13 protein-coding genes and 1 tRNA gene are annotated in these 16,866 nt (G+C 69.8%); 11 read left to right on the forward strand and 3 right to left on the reverse strand.

Going from position 1 to position 16,866, the window contains the following annotated elements; all coding sequences use genetic code 11:
• Positions 1–438: 438 nt before the first annotated feature.
• A complete protein-coding gene (gene polA, locus C3492_RS27580; RefSeq protein WP_103815098.1) occupies positions 439–3,165 on the reverse strand; it encodes a DNA polymerase I in 2,727 nt (908 codons plus the stop codon).
• 281 nt (positions 3,166–3,446) lie between these two features.
• Between polA and C3492_RS27585 the strand changes: the two genes are divergently transcribed.
• The 9 genes from C3492_RS27585 to C3492_RS27625 all read left to right on the forward strand — a co-directional run bounded on the left by C3492_RS27585 (position 3,447) and on the right by C3492_RS27625 (position 13,489).
• The gene (locus tag C3492_RS27585) at positions 3,447–5,759 is read left to right on the forward strand and encodes an FdhF/YdeP family oxidoreductase (protein WP_103815100.1); all 2,313 of its coding nucleotides are present in this window, start codon (positions 3,447–3,449) and stop codon (positions 5,757–5,759) included.
• 47 nt (positions 5,760–5,806) lie between these two features.
• Positions 5,807–6,298, forward strand: coding sequence for a hotdog fold thioesterase (locus C3492_RS27590; RefSeq protein ID WP_014672083.1), 492 nt, complete (start codon positions 5,807–5,809; stop codon positions 6,296–6,298).
• A 65-nt stretch (positions 6,299–6,363) separates the two neighbouring features.
• The gene (locus C3492_RS27595) at positions 6,364–6,786 is read left to right on the forward strand and encodes a hypothetical protein (protein ID WP_103815102.1); all 423 of its coding nucleotides are present in this window, start codon (positions 6,364–6,366) and stop codon (positions 6,784–6,786) included.
• Positions 6,783–7,418 (forward strand): Tat pathway signal sequence domain protein, encoded by a 636-nt coding sequence (locus C3492_RS27600; RefSeq protein ID WP_103815104.1) that lies wholly within the window; start codon positions 6,783–6,785, stop codon positions 7,416–7,418. Before C3492_RS27595 ends, C3492_RS27600 begins: the two co-directional genes overlap by 4 nt.
• A 290-nt stretch (positions 7,419–7,708) precedes the next feature.
• A complete protein-coding gene (locus C3492_RS27605; RefSeq protein ID WP_103815106.1) occupies positions 7,709–8,941 on the forward strand; it encodes a branched-chain amino acid ABC transporter substrate-binding protein in 1,233 nt (410 codons plus the stop codon).
• A gap of 111 nt (positions 8,942–9,052) precedes the next feature.
• Positions 9,053–9,982: a branched-chain amino acid ABC transporter permease gene (locus tag C3492_RS27610; protein WP_103815108.1), complete on the forward strand. Its 930-nt coding sequence runs from the start codon at positions 9,053–9,055 to the stop codon at positions 9,980–9,982.
• Positions 9,983–9,987: 5 nt separating this feature from the next.
• Positions 9,988–11,814 (forward strand): branched-chain amino acid ABC transporter permease, encoded by a 1,827-nt coding sequence (locus C3492_RS27615; RefSeq protein WP_103815110.1) that lies wholly within the window; start codon positions 9,988–9,990, stop codon positions 11,812–11,814.
• A 5-nt stretch (positions 11,815–11,819) separates the two neighbouring features.
• On the forward strand, positions 11,820–12,776 hold the full coding sequence (locus tag C3492_RS27620; RefSeq protein WP_103815112.1) for an ABC transporter ATP-binding protein: 957 nt from the start codon (positions 11,820–11,822) through the stop codon (positions 12,774–12,776).
• Positions 12,773–13,489 (forward strand): ABC transporter ATP-binding protein, encoded by a 717-nt coding sequence (locus tag C3492_RS27625; RefSeq protein ID WP_103815113.1) that lies wholly within the window; start codon positions 12,773–12,775, stop codon positions 13,487–13,489. The genes C3492_RS27620 and C3492_RS27625 overlap by 4 nt, the downstream gene beginning before the upstream one ends.
• Before the next feature lie 68 nt (positions 13,490–13,557).
• Here C3492_RS27625 and C3492_RS27630 read toward each other — a convergent pair whose 3' ends face one another.
• On the reverse strand, positions 13,558–14,217 hold the full coding sequence (locus tag C3492_RS27630) for an ANTAR domain-containing response regulator (protein WP_058080165.1): 660 nt from the start codon (positions 14,215–14,217) through the stop codon (positions 13,558–13,560).
• Between the two features lie 99 nt (positions 14,218–14,316).
• Here C3492_RS27630 and C3492_RS27635 point away from each other — a divergent pair.
• Both C3492_RS27635 and C3492_RS27640 read left to right on the forward strand, forming a co-directional pair.
• Positions 14,317–14,403: transfer RNA gene (locus C3492_RS27635), tRNA-Leu, on the forward strand.
• An 82-nt stretch (positions 14,404–14,485) separates the two neighbouring features.
• On the forward strand, positions 14,486–15,274 hold the full coding sequence (locus C3492_RS27640) for a hypothetical protein (protein WP_103815115.1): 789 nt from the start codon (positions 14,486–14,488) through the stop codon (positions 15,272–15,274).
• A 13-nt stretch (positions 15,275–15,287) separates the two neighbouring features.
• Here the strand turns inward: C3492_RS27640 and pyk are convergent, their stop codons facing one another.
• Positions 15,288–16,724, reverse strand: coding sequence for a pyruvate kinase (pyk, locus tag C3492_RS27645; protein ID WP_103815117.1), 1,437 nt, complete (start codon positions 16,722–16,724; stop codon positions 15,288–15,290).
• Between the last annotated feature and the right edge of the window lie 142 nt (positions 16,725–16,866).

Here is a 16,866-nt window from a genome sequence, read left to right on the forward strand (position 1 = left end):
AGACTGCCGGGCCCGCGGCATGAGAGGGCGCCTCGGAGCCGCGGCGTGGGGGAATCGCCGGCCCGCGGCGTGAGGGGTGATCGCCGGGACGCGGCGTGAGGGGGGCCGCCGGGACGCGTCGTGGGGGAGACTGCCGGGCCCGCGGCATGAGAGGGCGCCTCGGAGCCGCGGCGTAGGGGGGATCGCCGGGACGCGGCATGGGGGGTGATCGCCGGGACGCGGCGTGAGGGGGGCCGCCGGGACGCGTCGTGGGGGAGACTGCCGGGCCCGCGGCATGGGAGGGCGCCTTGGGCCGCGGCGTGGGGGCGCCGCCGGGCCGCGCAGAGGCGGGGACTGCCCGGCCGCGGCCTGGGGGGTGATCGCCGTTGCGGCGGAGCTGTCGATTCGGACTTGGCCGCGACGCCCGCCCCCCCTCGGTCACCCCCCACGCGCCGCCCGCTAGTGGGCCGCCGATTCCCAGTCCGGGCCCACGCCCACCGAGACGTCCAGCGGGGCCCGGAGCTGCACGGCGCCCGCCATCTCGCGGCGGACGATCTCCTCCGCCGCCGCCCGCTCGCCCGGGGCGATCTCCAGCACGATCTCGTCGTGGACCTGGAGGAGCATGCGGGACCTGAGGTCCGCCTCCCGCAGCGCGCTGTCCACCTTGAGCATGGCGATCTTCACGATGTCCGCCGCCGTGCCCTGGATGGGCGCGTTGAGAGCCATGCGCTCGGCCGCCTCGCGGCGCTGGCGGTTGTCGCTGTTGAGGTCGGGCAGGTAGCGGCGGCGTCCGAAGAGCGTCGCGGTGTAGCCCGTCGCCCGGGCCTCGTCGACCGCCCGGCGCAGATAGTCCCGCACCCCGCCGAAGCGCTCGAAGTAGGCGTCCATCAGGGCGCGGGCCTCGGCCGCCTCGATGTTCAGCTGCTGGGAGAGGCCGAACGCGGACAGGCCGTACGCGAGGCCGTACGACATCGCCTTGATCTTGCGGCGCATCTCGGCGTCGACCGCGCCGGGCTCGACGCCGAACACCTGGGAGGCGGCGGTGGTGTGCAGGTCCTCACCGGAGGTGAACGCCTGGATCAGGCCCACGTCCTCGGAGAGGTGGGCCATGACGCGCAGCTCGATCTGGCTGTAGTCCGCGGTCATCAGGGACTCGAAGCCCTCGCCGACCACGAAGCCCCGGCGGATCGCCCGGCCCTCGTCCGTGCGGACGGGGATGTTCTGGAGGTTGGGGTCGGTGGAGGACAGACGCCCGGTCGCGGCCACCGTCTGGTTGAAGGTGGTGTGGATACGGCCGTCCCCCGCGATGGTCTTGATCAGGCCCTCGACGGTGACGCGGAGCTTCGCCTGCTCCCGGTGCCGGAGCATGATCACCGGCAGTTCGTTGTCGGTCTGGGTGGCCAGCCAGGCCAGGGCGTCGGCGTCCGTGGTGTAGCCGGTCTTGGTCTTCTTCGTCTTCGGCAGGGCCAGCTCGCCGAAGAGGACCTCCTGGAGCTGCTTGGGCGAGCCCAGGTTGAACTCGTGGCCGGCCGCCGCGTGCGCCTCCTTCACGGCCTGCTGCACGGCGCCCGCGAACATCTGCTCCATCGCTTCGAGATGCGGCCGGTCCGCCGCGATGCCGTGGCGCTCCATGCGGGCGAGCAGCGCGGAGGTGGGCAGCTCCATGTCGCGGAGCAGGTCGGCGGCGCCGACCTCCTCCAGGCGGCCCTCGAAGGCCGTGCCGAGGTCCAGGACGGCACGGGCCTGGACCATCAGGGCCTCGGCCTCGGCACCCTCGTCCGCGCCGAAGGCGAGCTGGCCGTCGGCCGTCGCGGCGGGGGCCAGCTCGCGGTGCAGGTACTCCATCGACAGCGCGTCCAGGTCGAAGGAGCGGCGGCCGGGCTTGACCAGGTAGGCGGCGAGCGCGGTGTCCATGCGTACGCCCTCGACGCTCCAGCCGTGCTCGGCGAAGACCCGCATGGCGCCCTTGGCGTCGTGGAACACCTTGGGGCGGGCCTCGTCCGCCAGCCAGGCGGCGAAGGCGTTCTCGTCGGCCTCGTCCAGCTCGGACGGGTCGAACCAGGCCGCCGCTCCCCCGGCCGCGGCGAGGGCGACCTCGGCGACCGAGCCGGCGCCCAGCGCCCAGGTGCCGACGGTGGCGACACCCAGCGGGCCGGCGCCGTGCTCGGCGAGCCAGGGGGCCAGCTCGCCGGTGCGCAGGATCGTGCCGTCGATCTCGACGCCGTCGGTGCTGACCGGGGTGGCCTCGGCCTCCTCTGTGCCGGGGTCGACGGCGAAGAGCCGCTCGCGCAGCGACGGGTTGCGGATCTCCAGGGTGTCCAGGACCATCGCGACGGCCTTGCGGTCGTACGGGGCCCGCTCCAGGTCGGCGACCGCCTTCGGCAGCTCCACCTGGCGTTCCAGCTCGGTGAGGACGCGGTTGAGCTTGACGGACTCCAGGTGGTCGCGCAGGTTCTGCCCGGCCTTGCCCTTGACCTCCTCGACCCGCTCGACCAGCTCGGCGAAGGAGCCGAACTGGTTGATCCACTTGGCGGCGGTCTTCTCGCCGACGCCGGGGATGCCCGGGAGGTTGTCGGACGGGTCGCCGCGCAGGGCCGCGAAGTCCGGGTACTGGGCGGGCGTCAATCCGTACTTCTCGAAAACCTTCTCCGGGGTGAAGCGGGTCAGCTCCGAGACGCCCTTGGTCGGGTAGAGCACGGTGGTGTTCTCGGTGACGAGCTGGAAGGAGTCGCGGTCGCCCGTGACGATCAGCACCTCGAAGCCCTCGGCCTCGGCCTGGGTGGCGAGGGTGGCGATGATGTCGTCCGCCTCGTAGCCCTCGACGGCGAAGCGGTGCGCGTGCATCGCGTCGAGCAGCTCGCCGATCAGCTCGACCTGGCCCTTGAACTCGTCCGGGGTCTTGGAGCGGTTCGCCTTGTACTCGGTGAACCGCTCGGAGCGCCAGGTCTTGCGGGAGACGTCGAAGGCCACCGCGAAGTGCGTGGGCGCCTCGTCACGCAGGGTGTTGGCCAGCATCGACGCGAAGCCGTAGATCGCGTTCGTCGGCTGGCCGGTCGCGGTCGTGAAGTTCTCCGCGGGCAGCGCGAAGAACGCGCGGTAGGCCAGCGAGTGCCCGTCCATGAGCATCAGCCGGGGACGGACGGCGCCGGGGGTCTTGTCGGTCTGCTTCGATGCTGTCTCTGCCACGTCCCCGATCCTGCCACGAGCCACTGACAGCGCGGGCCGGGCGGTTCCAGCGCGGCCACAGCCGGTGGCCCCCGGTCGCCGACGGCGACGACGATCCCGCGCCATGGACGCCGCGAGAGCCGGCAGGAGCCGTGGAAGGTGCTGCGCAGCGCGCGCCGCGTCCGTCGGGTCCGGCGCAAGCAATGCTGCCGCCTCCCGCCCGGGCCGCCCGGCACCGTTGTCAGCGGGCCGTGGGAGGATCGTCGAGGTACTTCTCACACGCAGTCGAAGGGGAGCGTGCGATGGCGACGAAGCCGCCCAAGGGTGATCCGGTCCAGGACGCGCCGCAGGTCGCGGAGCCCCGGCACGCGGCGGCGGGGCTGCCGGCCATCGGGCACACGCTGCGCATCGCGCAGCAGCAGATGGGTGTGAAGCGCACCGCGCTGACGCTGCTGCGCGTGAACCAGAAGGACGGCTTCGACTGCCCGGGCTGCGCCTGGCCGGAGCCGGACCACCGGCACACGGCGGAGTTCTGCGAGAACGGCGCCAAGGCGGTGGCCGAGGAGGCCACCCTGCGCCGGGTCACGCCCGAGTTCTTCGCCGCGCACTCCGTCGCGGACCTGTCCGGCCGCAGCGGCTACTGGCTGGGCCAGCAGGGCCGGCTCACGCACCCCATGTACCTCCCCGAGGGCGGCACGCACTACGAGCCGGTCTCCTGGGAGCGGGCCTTCGACATCGTCGCCGAGGAGATCGCCGCCCTCGGCTCCCCGGACGAGGCCGTCTTCTACACCTCCGGCCGCACCAGCAACGAGGCCGCGTTCCTGTACCAGCTCTTCGCGCGTGAGCTGGGCACGAACAACCTGCCGGACTGCTCGAACATGTGCCACGAGTCGTCCGGGTCGGCGCTCAGCGAGACCATCGGGATCGGCAAGGGCAGCGTCCTGCTGGAGGACCTGTACAAGGCCGACCTGATCATCGTCGCGGGCCAGAACCCGGGCACGAACCATCCGCGCATGCTCTCCGCGCTGGAGAAGGCCAAGGCGAACGGCGCGAAGGTCATCAGCGTCAACCCGCTGCCGGAGGCGGGCCTGGAGCGCTTCAAGAACCCCCAGACCCCGCAGGGTCTCCTCAAGGGCGCCGCCCTCACCGACCTGTTCCTGCAGATCCGCATCGGGGGTGACCAGGCCCTCTTCCGGCTCCTGAACAAGCTGGTCCTGGAGACGGAGGGCGCGGTCGACGAGGAGTTCGTCCGCGAACACACCCACGGCTTCGAGGAGTTCGCGAAGGCCGCGCGCGCCGCCGACTGGGACGAGACGCTGACCGCGACCGGACTCACGCGCGCGGAGATCGAGCAGGCCCTCGGCATGGTCCTCGCCTCCCAGCGGACCATCGTGTGCTGGGCCATGGGCCTCACCCAGCACAAGCACGCCGTCCCGACCATCCGTGAGGTGGTCAACTTCCTGCTGCTGCGCGGCAACATCGGCCGTCCGGGGGCGGGTGTGTGCCCGGTGCGCGGGCACAGCAACGTCCAGGGCGACCGCACCATGGGCATCTTCGAACGGCCCGCGCCGGCCTTCCTGGACGCCCTGGAGAAGGAGTTCGGGTTCGCGCCGCCGCGCGAGCACGGCTACGACGTCGTACGGGCCATCCGCGCGCTGCGCGACGGCGAGGCGAAGGTGTTCTTCGCCATGGGCGGCAACTTCGTCTCCGCCTCGCCCGACACGGAGGTCACCGAGGCCGCGATGCGCCGCGCACGCCTGACCGTGCACGTGTCGACCAAGCTGAACCGCTCGCACGTGGTCACGGGCGCGCGGGCGCTGATCCTGCCCACGCTGGGCCGGACCGAACGCGACGTACAGGACAGCGGCGAGCAGTTCGTGACGGTCGAGGACTCCATGGGCATGGTGCACGCCTCGCGCGGGCGCCTGAGGCCCGCGAGCCCGCAGCTGCGGTCCGAGCCGGCCATCGTCTGCGGTCTCGCCCGCCGGGTGCTCGGCGAGCGCAGCGTCGTGCCGTGGGAGGAGTTCGCGAAGGACTACGCGACCGTCCGTGACCGCATCGCGCGCGTGATCCCCGGTTTCGAGGACTTCAACGCGCGCGTGTCCCGGCCCGGCGGCTTCGCGCTGCCGCACGCCCCGCGCGACGAGCGGCGCTTCCCGACCGCCACGGGCAAGGCGAACTTCACGGCCGCGCCGGTGGAGTACCCGGCGCTGCCCGAGGGCCGGCTGCTGCTGCAGACCCTGCGCTCGCACGACCAGTACAACACCACGATCTACGGCCTGGACGACCGGTACCGGGGCATCACGGGCGGGCGCCGGGTGGTGCTGGTGCACCCCGAGGACGCCCGGTCGCTCGGGATCGCCGAGGGGTCGTACGTCGATCTGGTGAGCGAGTGGCGGGACGGGGTGGAGCGGCGGGCGCCCGGTTTCCGGGTCGTGCTGTACCCGACGGCCCGGGGCTGCGCGGCCGCGTACTACCCCGAGACGAACGTGCTGGTGCCGTTGGACGCCACCGCCGACACCAGCAACACCCCGGCCAGCAAGTCCGTCGTCGTACGGCTGGAGGACCACACCGGCGCCGCCGGGAGCCGTCTGGAACAATCGGCGACCGACTGAGCGTTTGCTCAGCGAGCAGACAGGTGGACGACGGACGGAGCCGGCCGATGGGTGAGCAGCAGCACGTGAAGTTCCCGCAGGAGGTCCTCGACGAGTACACGGCGCTCGGTGTGGACCTGCCCGCCCTGTTCTCGGCCGGGCATCTGGGCACGCGGATGGGCGTGCAGATCCTGGAGGCATCGGCGGACAAGGTCGTCGGGACCATGCCGGTGGAGGGCAACACCCAGCCGTACGGCCTGCTGCACGGCGGCGCCTCCGCGGTGCTGGCGGAGACCCTGGGCTCGGTCGGCTCCATGCTGCACGGCGGCGCCTCGAAGATCGCGGTCGGGGTGGACCTGAACTGCACGCACCATCGCGGGGTCCGCTCCGGCCTGGTGACCGGCGTGGCCACGCCGGTGCACCGGGGGCGGTCGACGGCGACGTACGAGATCGTGATCAGCGACGAGGAGGGCCGCCGCGTCTGCACCGCCCGGCTGACCTGCCTGCTGCGCGACGTCCGGCCGGGCGACGGTGCGCCCGCGGAGTCCGCCGCGAGCTGAGCCCCGCTTCCACCGGCCCGCGCCGGACCGTTGCCCCTCGCCGTCCCTCCCTCTAGCTTCGGCACATGGGACGGCGAGGAGGCCCCCGGCCGGGGGTGAGGTTCCTGGTGCTGGGGCTGGCGTTGCCGGCGTTGCTGTGCACGACGGGCTGCACCGGACCGGACGGCTCCGCTCCCTCCCCCGCCCCCACCCCGGGCACCGCCACCGCCACGGCCACGTCACAGCCGGCCTCGGACGCCGACCTGTGCACCAGGCTCGTCACCTACTGGGCCCGCAGGACGCTCGCCGACGACACCTACGGGGACTACCAGTCGATGGGCCTGTCCCACGGGCAGTACCAGATCCTCATGGACGTCGTGGCGGCGGGACGCTCCGTGCGACAGCGCCAAGGCACAGAGGCGGTCCTCCGCTTGATGGACCGCCAGGCCCACACGGCGTGTACCGCGCGCTACCGCGACGGGACCCCGGGCGGAGGTCCCTGGACATGACCGGCATCGGCCCGCCGGAGCCCGGCGAGGGCACCCGCGCGTGGGACGGCGGACGGCCGCGGAACCCCCGTCCGCCCGGCCGGACACGAGCCGCCCTGACCGCCTGGTACGCCCGCCACCGGCGGATCACCGTCACCCTCGCCGCCGCGGCCGTCGCCCTGGCGGGCGGCGGCTATCTGTACGCCACCCGGCCGCATCGGCCGCCCCCGCCGGAGCACCGCGCGCACGCGCAAGTCCCGTATCCCGCCCAGGTGGTGGACATGACCTATCTGGACGGCCGGACCACTCCCGCGGGCGCCCCGCCGCGCAGCTTCAGCTTCGCCGTGCTGCTGAGCGTGGCCTCGGGGCCGCCGGTCACCGTGACCCGGGTGACCCAGCCGTACGCGGGACTGTCGGTGAAAACGGAGCCAGCTGTTCCGTTTCGAACAAGGGCGGGTTCCGCCCGCAAGGTCACGATCACGATGCACGTGACGGAATGCGAAAAAGCCCCCCAGAACGCCGGACTCCCTTTCCTGGACGTAACTCTGCGTAATACGCGCGCAATACAGGTCCAGAGCTTCATCTTGGGCCCCCGCTACGCACAGGACCTCTCACACGCCCTGCAAGTAGCCTGCAGCAACAAATTTCGGTAATCACCAAAACGACTGAGACACCTGGATGGATCAAGGCGAGTCCTGCGGGTTCTCACAATGCGGACGGTGCGAATCCACCTGAATTCCACCTTCCACCCCACCAAGTACCGCTCTGCATTACGTCGTGTCATAACAAGAGCGTCACAGCCTGGGTCAGACACTCCTCCACGTTCCCCACACACGCTTAGAGTCACGGCCAGTCACCGCGCCTTCGGATTGTCCAATTCAGCGCGGCGCGCGACTCGGCCGCTTCCACGGGGAGGCGGTTGTGCCTGGGGAAAGGACTGATCGTGCGTCAACGTTCGCTTATCGCCATCACCGCCGCGCTGGCGGCGGGAGCGCTCACCCTCACCGCCTGCGGCTCGCGCGACAGCGGCGACAAGGGATCCGACTCCGACAACGGCGGCAGCACCGTCGTCATCGGCGTCGACGCCCCCCTGACCGGCGACCTGTCCGCCATGGGCCTCGGCATCAAGAACTCCGCGGACCTCGCCGTCCGCAACGCCAACAAGCAGAAGCTCGTCAAGGGCGTCACCTTCAAGATCGAAGCGCTCGACGACCAGGCGCAGCCGTCCGCCGGCCAGCAGAACGCCTCGAAGTTCGTCTCCGAGCAGGACGTCCTCGGTGTCGTCGGCCCGCTCAACTCCTCGGTCGCCGAGTCGATGCAGAAGGTCTTCGACGATGCCAAGCTCGTCGAGGTCTCCCCCGCCAACACCGGCCCCGCCCTGACCCAGGGCCCCGACTGGCAGAACAAGAAGGTCCGCCCCTACAAGGCGTACTTCCGCACCGCGACCACGGACGCCATCCAGGGCCCGTTCGCCGCCCAGTACGTCTTCAACACCGCCAAGAAGAAGAAGGTCTTCGTCATCGACGACAAGAAGACCTACGGCTCCGGCCTCGCCGCCACCTTCACCGGCGAGTTCAAGAAGCTCGGCGGCAAGGTCGTCGGCACCGAGCACATCAACCCGGACGCCAAGGACTTCTCCGCGGTCGCCACCAAGGTGAAGAACTCCGGTGCCGAAGTCGTCTACTACGGCGGCGAGTACCCGCAGGCCGGCCCGCTCAGCAAGCAGATCAAGGCCGCCGGCGCCAAGATCCCGCTGGTCGGCGGTGACGGCATCAAGGACGACACCTTCATGAAGCTGGCCGGCTCCGAGGCCACCGGCGACCTCGCCACCTCCGTCGGCGCCCCCGTCGAGGACCTGCCCTCCGCCAAGCAGTTCGTCGCCGACTACAAGGCCGCCGGCTACAAGGAGGAGTACTCGGCGTACGGCGGTTACGCCTACGACTCCGCCTGGGCGATCATCGAGGCCGTGAAGAAGGTCGTCGACGCCAACGGCGGCAAGCTGCCCTCCGACGCCCGCGCCAAGGTCACCGAGGCCATGCAGGGCGTGGCCTTCGACGGCGTGACCGGCAAGGTCTCCTTCGACGAGTACGGTGACGCCACCAACAAGCAGCTCACCGTGTACGCCGTGAAGAACGGTGCCTGGGTTCCCGTCAAGTCCGGTACCTACACCGGCTGATCCCCGCCCGAACCACCCACGAGCCGCGCGGGGCGCTGTTCCACTGGCGCCCCGCGCGGACTCGCATCCGGCCACATCCCTCGCACTTTCCGAACGCTCGGAGGACATGCGGTGAACGAACTGCCGCAGCAGCTGGTCAACGGCCTGCTACTAGGATCCATGTACGGGCTGGTCGCCATCGGCTACACAATGGTCTACGGCATTGTCCAGCTCATCAACTTCGCCCACGGCGAGATATTCATGACGGGAGCGTTCGGCGCTCTCACCGTCTGGCTCTGGCTCCCCGGCGGCACCACCATGTGGGTCGCGCTGCCGCTGATGATCATCGGCGCCGTCGTCGTCGCGGTCGCCATCGCCGTCGGAGCGGAACGATTCGCCTACCGGCCACTCCGCAACGCCCCGCGTCTCGCGCCCCTGATCACCGCCATCGGCCTCTCGCTGGCCCTCCAGCAGGCCGTATGGGCCTGGTACCCCGAGGCGAAGTCCGCGCGCACCTTCCCGCAGATCTCCGGCGGCCCCTTCGAGATCGGCAGCGTCACCATCCAGACCGGCGACATCTTCCTCGTCGTCGCCGCCCCCATCAGCATGGCCGTCCTCGCCTACTTCGTGATGAAGACCCGCACCGGCCGCGGCATGCAGGCCACCGCGCAGGACCCGGACACCGCCAAGCTGATGGGCGTCAACACCGACCGCATCATCGTCATCGCCTTCGCGCTCGGCGCCGCGTTCGCCGCCGTCGGAGCCGTCGCCTACGGCCTGAAGTACGGCGAGATCAACTTCCGGATGGGCTTCATCCTCGGCCTCAAGGCGTTCACCGCGGCCGTCCTCGGCGGCATCGGCAACATCTACGGAGCCATGATCGGCGGCGTGGTCCTCGGCGTCGCCGAGACCCTGGCCACCGCCTACATCGCCGACATCCCGGGCATGGACAAGTTCGGCAGCCAGTCCTGGGCCGACGTCTGGGCCTTCGTACTCCTCATCCTCGTACTGCTGTTCAGGCCACAGGGCCTGCTCGGCGAGCGCGTCGCGGACAGGGCGTGAGACCGATGACCACACAGACCACCGCACCCGACACACCCAGCGCCCGCAAGGCCGACACCCCCACCGGCCTGCTGCCCCTGCCCGAGAAGACCGCCCGCGCCCTCGCCCTCGGCGGCAGCGCGCTGACGATCGTCTCCACCTTCCTCGCCTGGACCTGGACCGCCGACTTCCCCGGCGACCTCACCGTCTACGGCTACCCGGGCGGCCTCCAGGTCCTCGTCCTCATCGGCGCACTCCTCGCCACCCTCTTCGCACTCGCCTCCTACGGCGTCCGCGGCCTGGGATGGCTGGCACCCGCCGGCCCCGACGCAGCCCTGCGGTTCGCCACCCTCGCCACCTTCGCCACCAGCTGGTACACGGTCCTCGCCATCAGCGTCGACCTCGGCGGACTCGTCAACCTGGAACCCGGCGGCTTCCTCGTCGCCCTCGGCAGCCTCGCCGCTCTCGCCGGCGCACTCGCCCTGCCCTTCCAGCACCCCGAACCCGAGCCGATCGACCCCGACGACACCGGCTGGGAGAAGTTCAAGCACGGCGCCGCGCACAAGTGGGAGACCACCAAGGCGGTCTTCGCCGCCGACGCCCCCCGGCCCGTCGCCACCCTGCCCTCGTACGCCGAGATCCTGATCATCGTCGCGATGCTCGCCCTCGGCCTCGTCGTCTTCACCTACGGCATCGGCACCGAGTACGACGAACTGTTCATCGGCTTCCTGATCACCGCCGGCTTCGGCTTCGCCGCCCTCAACAAAGCCGGCCTGATCGCCCACGCCTCACAGATCGCCTCACGCCACACCAACATCACCATCTGCGGCGCCTTCGTCGCGGCCGCACTCTTCCCCTTCACCCAGACCAACGACCAGTACGCGACCCTCGGCGTCTACATCCTCATCTTCGCCACCGTCGCCCTCGGCCTGAACATCGTCGTCGGCCTCGCCGGCCTCCTCGACCTCGGATACGTCGCCTTCCTCGGCGTCGGCGCCTACGCCGCGGCCCTGGTCTCCGGCTCCCCCAGCTCACCGTTCGACGTGCACTTCCCGTTCTGGGCCGCCGTACTCGTCGGCGCCGCCGCCTCCCTCGTCTTCGGCGTCCTCATCGGCGCCCCGACCCTCCGGCTGCGCGGCGACTACCTCGCCATCGTCACCCTCGGCTTCGGCGAGATCTTCCGCATCACCGCCAACAACCTCGACGGCACCTCCGGACCCGACCTCACCAACGGCTCCAACGGCATCTCCTCGATCCCCAACCTCGACGTCCTCGGCTTCGACTTCGGCGCCCAGCACGACATGGGCGGCTTCACCATCGGCCGGTTCGCCAACTACTTCTTCCTGATGCTGATCATCACCGCCGTCGTGGTACTGGTCTTCCGCCGCAGCGGCAACTCCCGCATCGGACGCGCCTGGGTCGCCATCCGCGAGGACGAGACCGCCGCACTCGCCATGGGCATCAACGGCTTCCGCGTCAAACTCATCGCCTTCGCCGTCGGCGCCTCCCTCGCCGGACTCGCCGGCACCGTCCAGGCCCACGTCACCTACACCGTGACCCCCGAGCAGTACCTCTTCGCCGGCCCCATCCCGCCCAACTCCGCCTTCCTGCTCGCCGCGGTCGTCCTCGGCGGCATGGGCACCATCAGCGGCCCCCTCATCGGCGCGGCCCTGCTCTTCCTCATCCCGAACAAGCTCCAGTTCCTCGGCAACTACCAGCTCTTCGCCTTCGGCCTCGCACTCATCCTGCTGATGCGGTTCCGCCCCGAGGGCCTCATCCCCAACCGGCGCCGCCAGCTCGAATTCCACGAAGAGACGGAAGCACCCACCCTCCTGACGAAGGCGGGGGCCTGACCACCATGACCACCGACACCACCACCAAGGACACCACCCCCGGCGCCACCGCGCCCGGCGAGACCGTCCTCGACGCCCGCGGCGTCACCATGCGCTTCGGCGGCCTCACCGCCGTACGCGGCGTCGACCTCACCGTCAACGCAGGCGAGATCGTCGGCCTCATCGGCCCCAACGGCGCCGGAAAGACCACCTTCTTCAACTGCCTCACCGGCCTGTACGTCCCCACCGAGGGCGAAGTCCGCTACAAGGGCGACGTCCTGCCGCCCAAGTCCTTCAAGGTCACCGCCGCCGGCATCGCACGCACCTTCCAGAACATCCGCCTGTTCGCCAACATGACGGTCCTGGAGAACGTCCTCGTCGGCCGCCACACCCGCACCAAAGAAGGCTTCTGGTCCGCCGTCCTGCGCGGCCCCGGCTTCCACAAGGCCGAAAAGGCCTCCAGGGACCGGGCCATGGAACTGCTGGCGTTCGTCGGCCTCGACCACAAGGCCGAACACCTCGCCCGCAACCTCCCCTACGGCGAACAGCGCAAACTGGAGATCGCCCGCGCCCTCGCCAGCGAACCCGGCCTGCTGCTCCTCGACGAACCCACCGCCGGCATGAACCCGCAGGAGACCCGGACCACCGAGGAACTGGTCTTCGCCATCCGGGACATGGGCATCGCCGTCCTCGTCATCGAGCACGACATGCGCTTCATCTTCAACCTGTGCGACCGCGTCGCCGTCCTCGTCCAGGGCGAGAAGCTCATCGAAGGCGACAGCGCCACCGTCCAGGGCGACGAACGCGTCGTCGCGGCCTACCTCGGCGAACCCTTCGAGGACGCACCCGGCGCCGAGGAGGTGGCCGAGGTCGAGGCCGCCGAGGCACACGCCGAAGCCACCGCCGAGGCGGACGCCGACACCACGGCCACGGGCGCCGACACCACGACCGACGCCGCGCCCGGCAAGGAGAACGACCGATGACCGCACTGCTCGAAGTCGAGGACCTGAGAGTCGCCTACGGCAAGATCGAAGCCGTCAAGGGCATCTCCTTCAAGGTCGAGGCCGGTCAGGTCGTCACCCTCATCGGCACCAACGGCGCCGGCAAGACCACCACCCTGCGCACCCTGTCCGGACTGCTCAAGCCCGTCGGCGGACAGATCAAGTTCAACGGCAGGTCGCTGAAGAAGATCCCCGCCCACCAGGTGGTCTCCCTGGGCCTCGCCCACTCCCCCGAGGGCCGGCACATCTTCCCCCGCATGAGCATCGAGGACAACCTCCGCCTCGGCGCCTTCCTGCGCAACGACAAGCCCGGCATCGAGAAGGACATCCAGCGCGCCTACGACCTCTTCCCCATCCTCGGGGAGCGGCGCAAGCAGGCCGCGGGCACCCTCTCCGGCGGTGAACAGCAGATGCTCGCCATGGGCAGGGCACTGATGTCCCAGCCCAAGCTGCTCATGCTCGACGAGCCGTCGATGGGCCTGTCACCGATCATGATGCAGAAGATCATGGCAACCATCGCCGAACTCAAGGCCCAGGGCACCACCATCCTGCTCGTCGAGCAGAACGCCCAGGCGGCCCTCTCGCTCGCCGACCAGGGACACGTCATGGAGGTCGGCAACATCGTCCTGTCCGGCACCGGACAGGACCTGCTGCACGACGAGTCCGTCCGGAAGGCCTACCTCGGCGAGGACTGACCCTCCGTGTACGACAGAGGCCCGCGCCCCCTTCTCCGGGGCGCGGGCCTGCGTCGTACGAGACGGGCTCAGTCCTTCTTGGCCGCCTTCTTCTCCTCGTTGTCCGCGATGACCGCCTCCGCGACCTGCTGCATCGACATACGGCGGTCCATCGACGTCTTCTGGATCCAGCGGAACGCCGCCGGCTCCGTCAGGCCGTACTCCGTCTGCAGGATCGACTTCGCGCGGTCCACCAGCTTGCGGGTCTCCAGCCGCTGGGTGAGGTCGGCGACCTCCTGCTCCAGCTGCTTCAGCTCGGTGAACCGGGAGACGGCCATCTCGATCGCCGGGACGACGTCGCTCTTGCTGAACGGCTTGACCAGGTAGGCCATGGCACCGGCGTCCCGGGCGCGCTCGACGAGGTCGCGCTGCGAGAAGGCGGTGAGCATCAGGACCGGCGCGATCGACTCACCGGCGATCTTCTCGGCCGCGGAGATGCCGTCCAGCTTGGGCATCTTCACGTCCAGGATGACCAGGTCCGGCTTGTGCTCGCGGGCCAGCTCGACGGCCTGCTCACCGTCCCCGGCCTCGCCGACGACGGTGTACCCCTCCTCCTCCAGCATCTCTTTGAGGTCGAGCCGGATCAGGGCCTCGTCCTCGGCGATGACGACACGGGTCGTCAGCGGAGGCACGTGCGACTTGTCGTCGTCGGGCACGTCTACGGGCTGGGGCGACTCGGGGGCGGTCACTGAGGCTCCTTGGTACGGGGCAGGGGCTCTGCTTCCAGCAGGGTACCTAGCTGCGGGGACGCGCGGTGAACCGGTACACTTCCCACGGCTTCGCAGCTTGCCCGGTTGGAGGAACTGGTCAGACTCGCGGCACTCAAAATGCCGTGCCCTTTGGGCATGTGGGTTCGAATCCCACACCGGGCACCACGACCATAAGCGGAGGGTCACGTTCGCGTGATCCTCCGCTTTTTACTGCATACGGCCGCCTTCGGTGACTCAGAGTGGCCGCATGAACCTGCATGGCACAGACGTGCGACAAAAGGCACTCGCCCTGCTGCGCAGTGGTGCGAAGAACGCCGACGTGGCCCGCGAGCTGAACGTACCCGTGGGGACGGTCGGCTACTGGAAGCATGTGGACCGGGCCAAGCGGGGCGAGTGCCCAGGCCGTCACGATCCCCCCTGTCCGCGTTGCCACGGGCGGAAGCTGGACGAGACCGCGTACAGCTACCTCCTCGGGCTGTACCTCGGCGACGGGCACATCAGCCACTACTCACAGCACCGCGTCCCCAACCTGATGATCAGCTGCACTGAATCGTGGCCGGGTCTCATGGAAACCTGCGAGACAGCGATGCGCACAGTCTTCCCGGACAACAGGGTCTGCCGGGTCCGCAGGACCGGTTGCAGCAATGTGAAGGTCTACTCGAAGCACCTGCACTGCCTCTTCCCCCAGCACGGCCCCGGTAAGAAGCACGAGCGTCCGATCGTCCTGGAAGCCTGGCAGCAAGCCGTCGTCGACGCCCACCCGTGGGAGTTCATCCGGGGGCTCATCCATTCCGACGGCTGCCGTATCACCAACTGGACGACCCGGCTCGTCGGCGGTGAGCGCAAGCGGTACGAGTATCCGCGCTACTTCTTCACCAACACCTCGGCCGACATCATCCGCCTCTTCACCGACGCCCTCGACAAGGTCGGTGTCGAGTGGAAGACGCTCAACCAGAGCCGCGCGGCCGTGACCGTCTCCATAGCCCGCAAAGCCTCCGTCGCCCTCATGGACACCCACGTCGGCCCCAAGCACTGAGCGGGGCCGGCCGTCACTTCGGGCTGTCGTCCTCGCCGATGTGGTGGACGCGGACCATGTTGGTCGAGCCGGAGACGCCGGGCGGGGAGCCGGCGGTGATGACGACGACGTCGCCCTTCTGACAGCGGCCGTACTTCAGGAGCAGTTCGTCCACCTGGTCGACCATCGCGTCCGTGGAGTCCACGTGCGGGCCGAGGAAGGTCTCCGCGCCCCAGGTGAGGCTGAGCTGGGAGCGGGTGGCCGGCTCCGGGGTGAAGGCCAGGAGGGGGATCGGGGAGCGGTAGCGGGAGAGGCGGCGGGCGGTGTCCCCGGACTGGGTGAACGCGACCAGGAACTTCGCGCCGAGGAAGTCGCCCATCTCGGCGGCGGCCCGGGCGACCGCGCCGCCCTGGGTGCGCGGCTTGTTCCGCTCGGTCAGCGGCGGGAGTCCCGCCGCCAGCATGTCCTCCTCGGCCGCTTCGATGATCTTCGCCATGGTGCGTACGGTCTCGACGGGGTACTTGCCGACGCTGGTCTCGCCGGAGAGCATGACCGCGTCGGTGCCGTCGAGGACCGCGTTGGCGACGTCGGATGCCTCGGCGCGGGTGGGCCGGGAGTTCTCGATCATCGAGTCGAGCATCTGGGTGGCGACGATCACCGGTTTGGCGTTGCGTTTGGCGAGTTTGACGGCGCGCTTCTGGACAATCGGCACCTGTTCCAGCGGCATCTCCACGCCGAGGTCGCCGCGGGCGACCATCAGGCCGTCGAAGGCGGCCACGATGCCGTCGAGGTCGGCGACGGCCTGCGGCTTCTCGATCTTGGCGATCACGGGGAGGCGACGGCCCTCGTCGGCCATGATCCGGTGTACGTCCACGACGTCGTCGCCGCTGCGGACGAAGGAGAGGGCGATGACGTCGAAGCCGGTGCGCAGGGCCCAGCGCAGGTCGTCCTCGTCCTTCTTGGAGAGGGCGGGGACGGAGACGGCCACGCCGGGGAGGTTCAGGCCCTTGTGGTCGGAGATGACGCCGCCCTCGACGACGCGGGTGTGTACGCGGGGGCCGTCGACGTCGGTGACCTCCAGGGTGACCTTGCCGTCGTCCACGAGGATGCGCTCGCCGGGGGTGACGTCGGTGGCGAGGCCGGCGTGGGTGGTGCCGCACCGGTGGCGGTCGCCGTCGATTCCTTCCTCCACGGTGATGGTGAAGGTGTCGTCGCGTTCAAGGAATACGGGTCCTTCGGTGAAGCGGCCGAGCCGGATCTTCGGGCCCTGAAGGTCGGCGAGGATTCCGACGCTGCGGCCGGTCTCGTCGGCCGCCTTTCGGACGCGCTGGTACCGCTCCTCGTGTTCGGCGTGGGTGCCGTGGCTGAGGTTGAACCGGGCTACGTCCATTCCGGCCTCGACCAGTGCTTTGATCTGGTCGTACGAGTCGGTGGCGGGCCCCAGTGTACAAACGATCTTTGCTCGGCGCATGAGTCGAGCCTATGGCTTACCGGCGGGTAGAGAATTGGCGCCGTATGACCAGTCAACGGACTTTCGGCAAAGGGTTATTGACAAGTGTTGAATTGTGCGGTGGTCCGCTCCTATGAGCGATGGTCATCAGATCGCAACCTTC

Source organism: Streptomyces sp. Ru62, assembly GCF_002920615.1.
Lineage (GTDB): Bacteria > Actinomycetota > Actinomycetes > Streptomycetales > Streptomycetaceae > Streptomyces.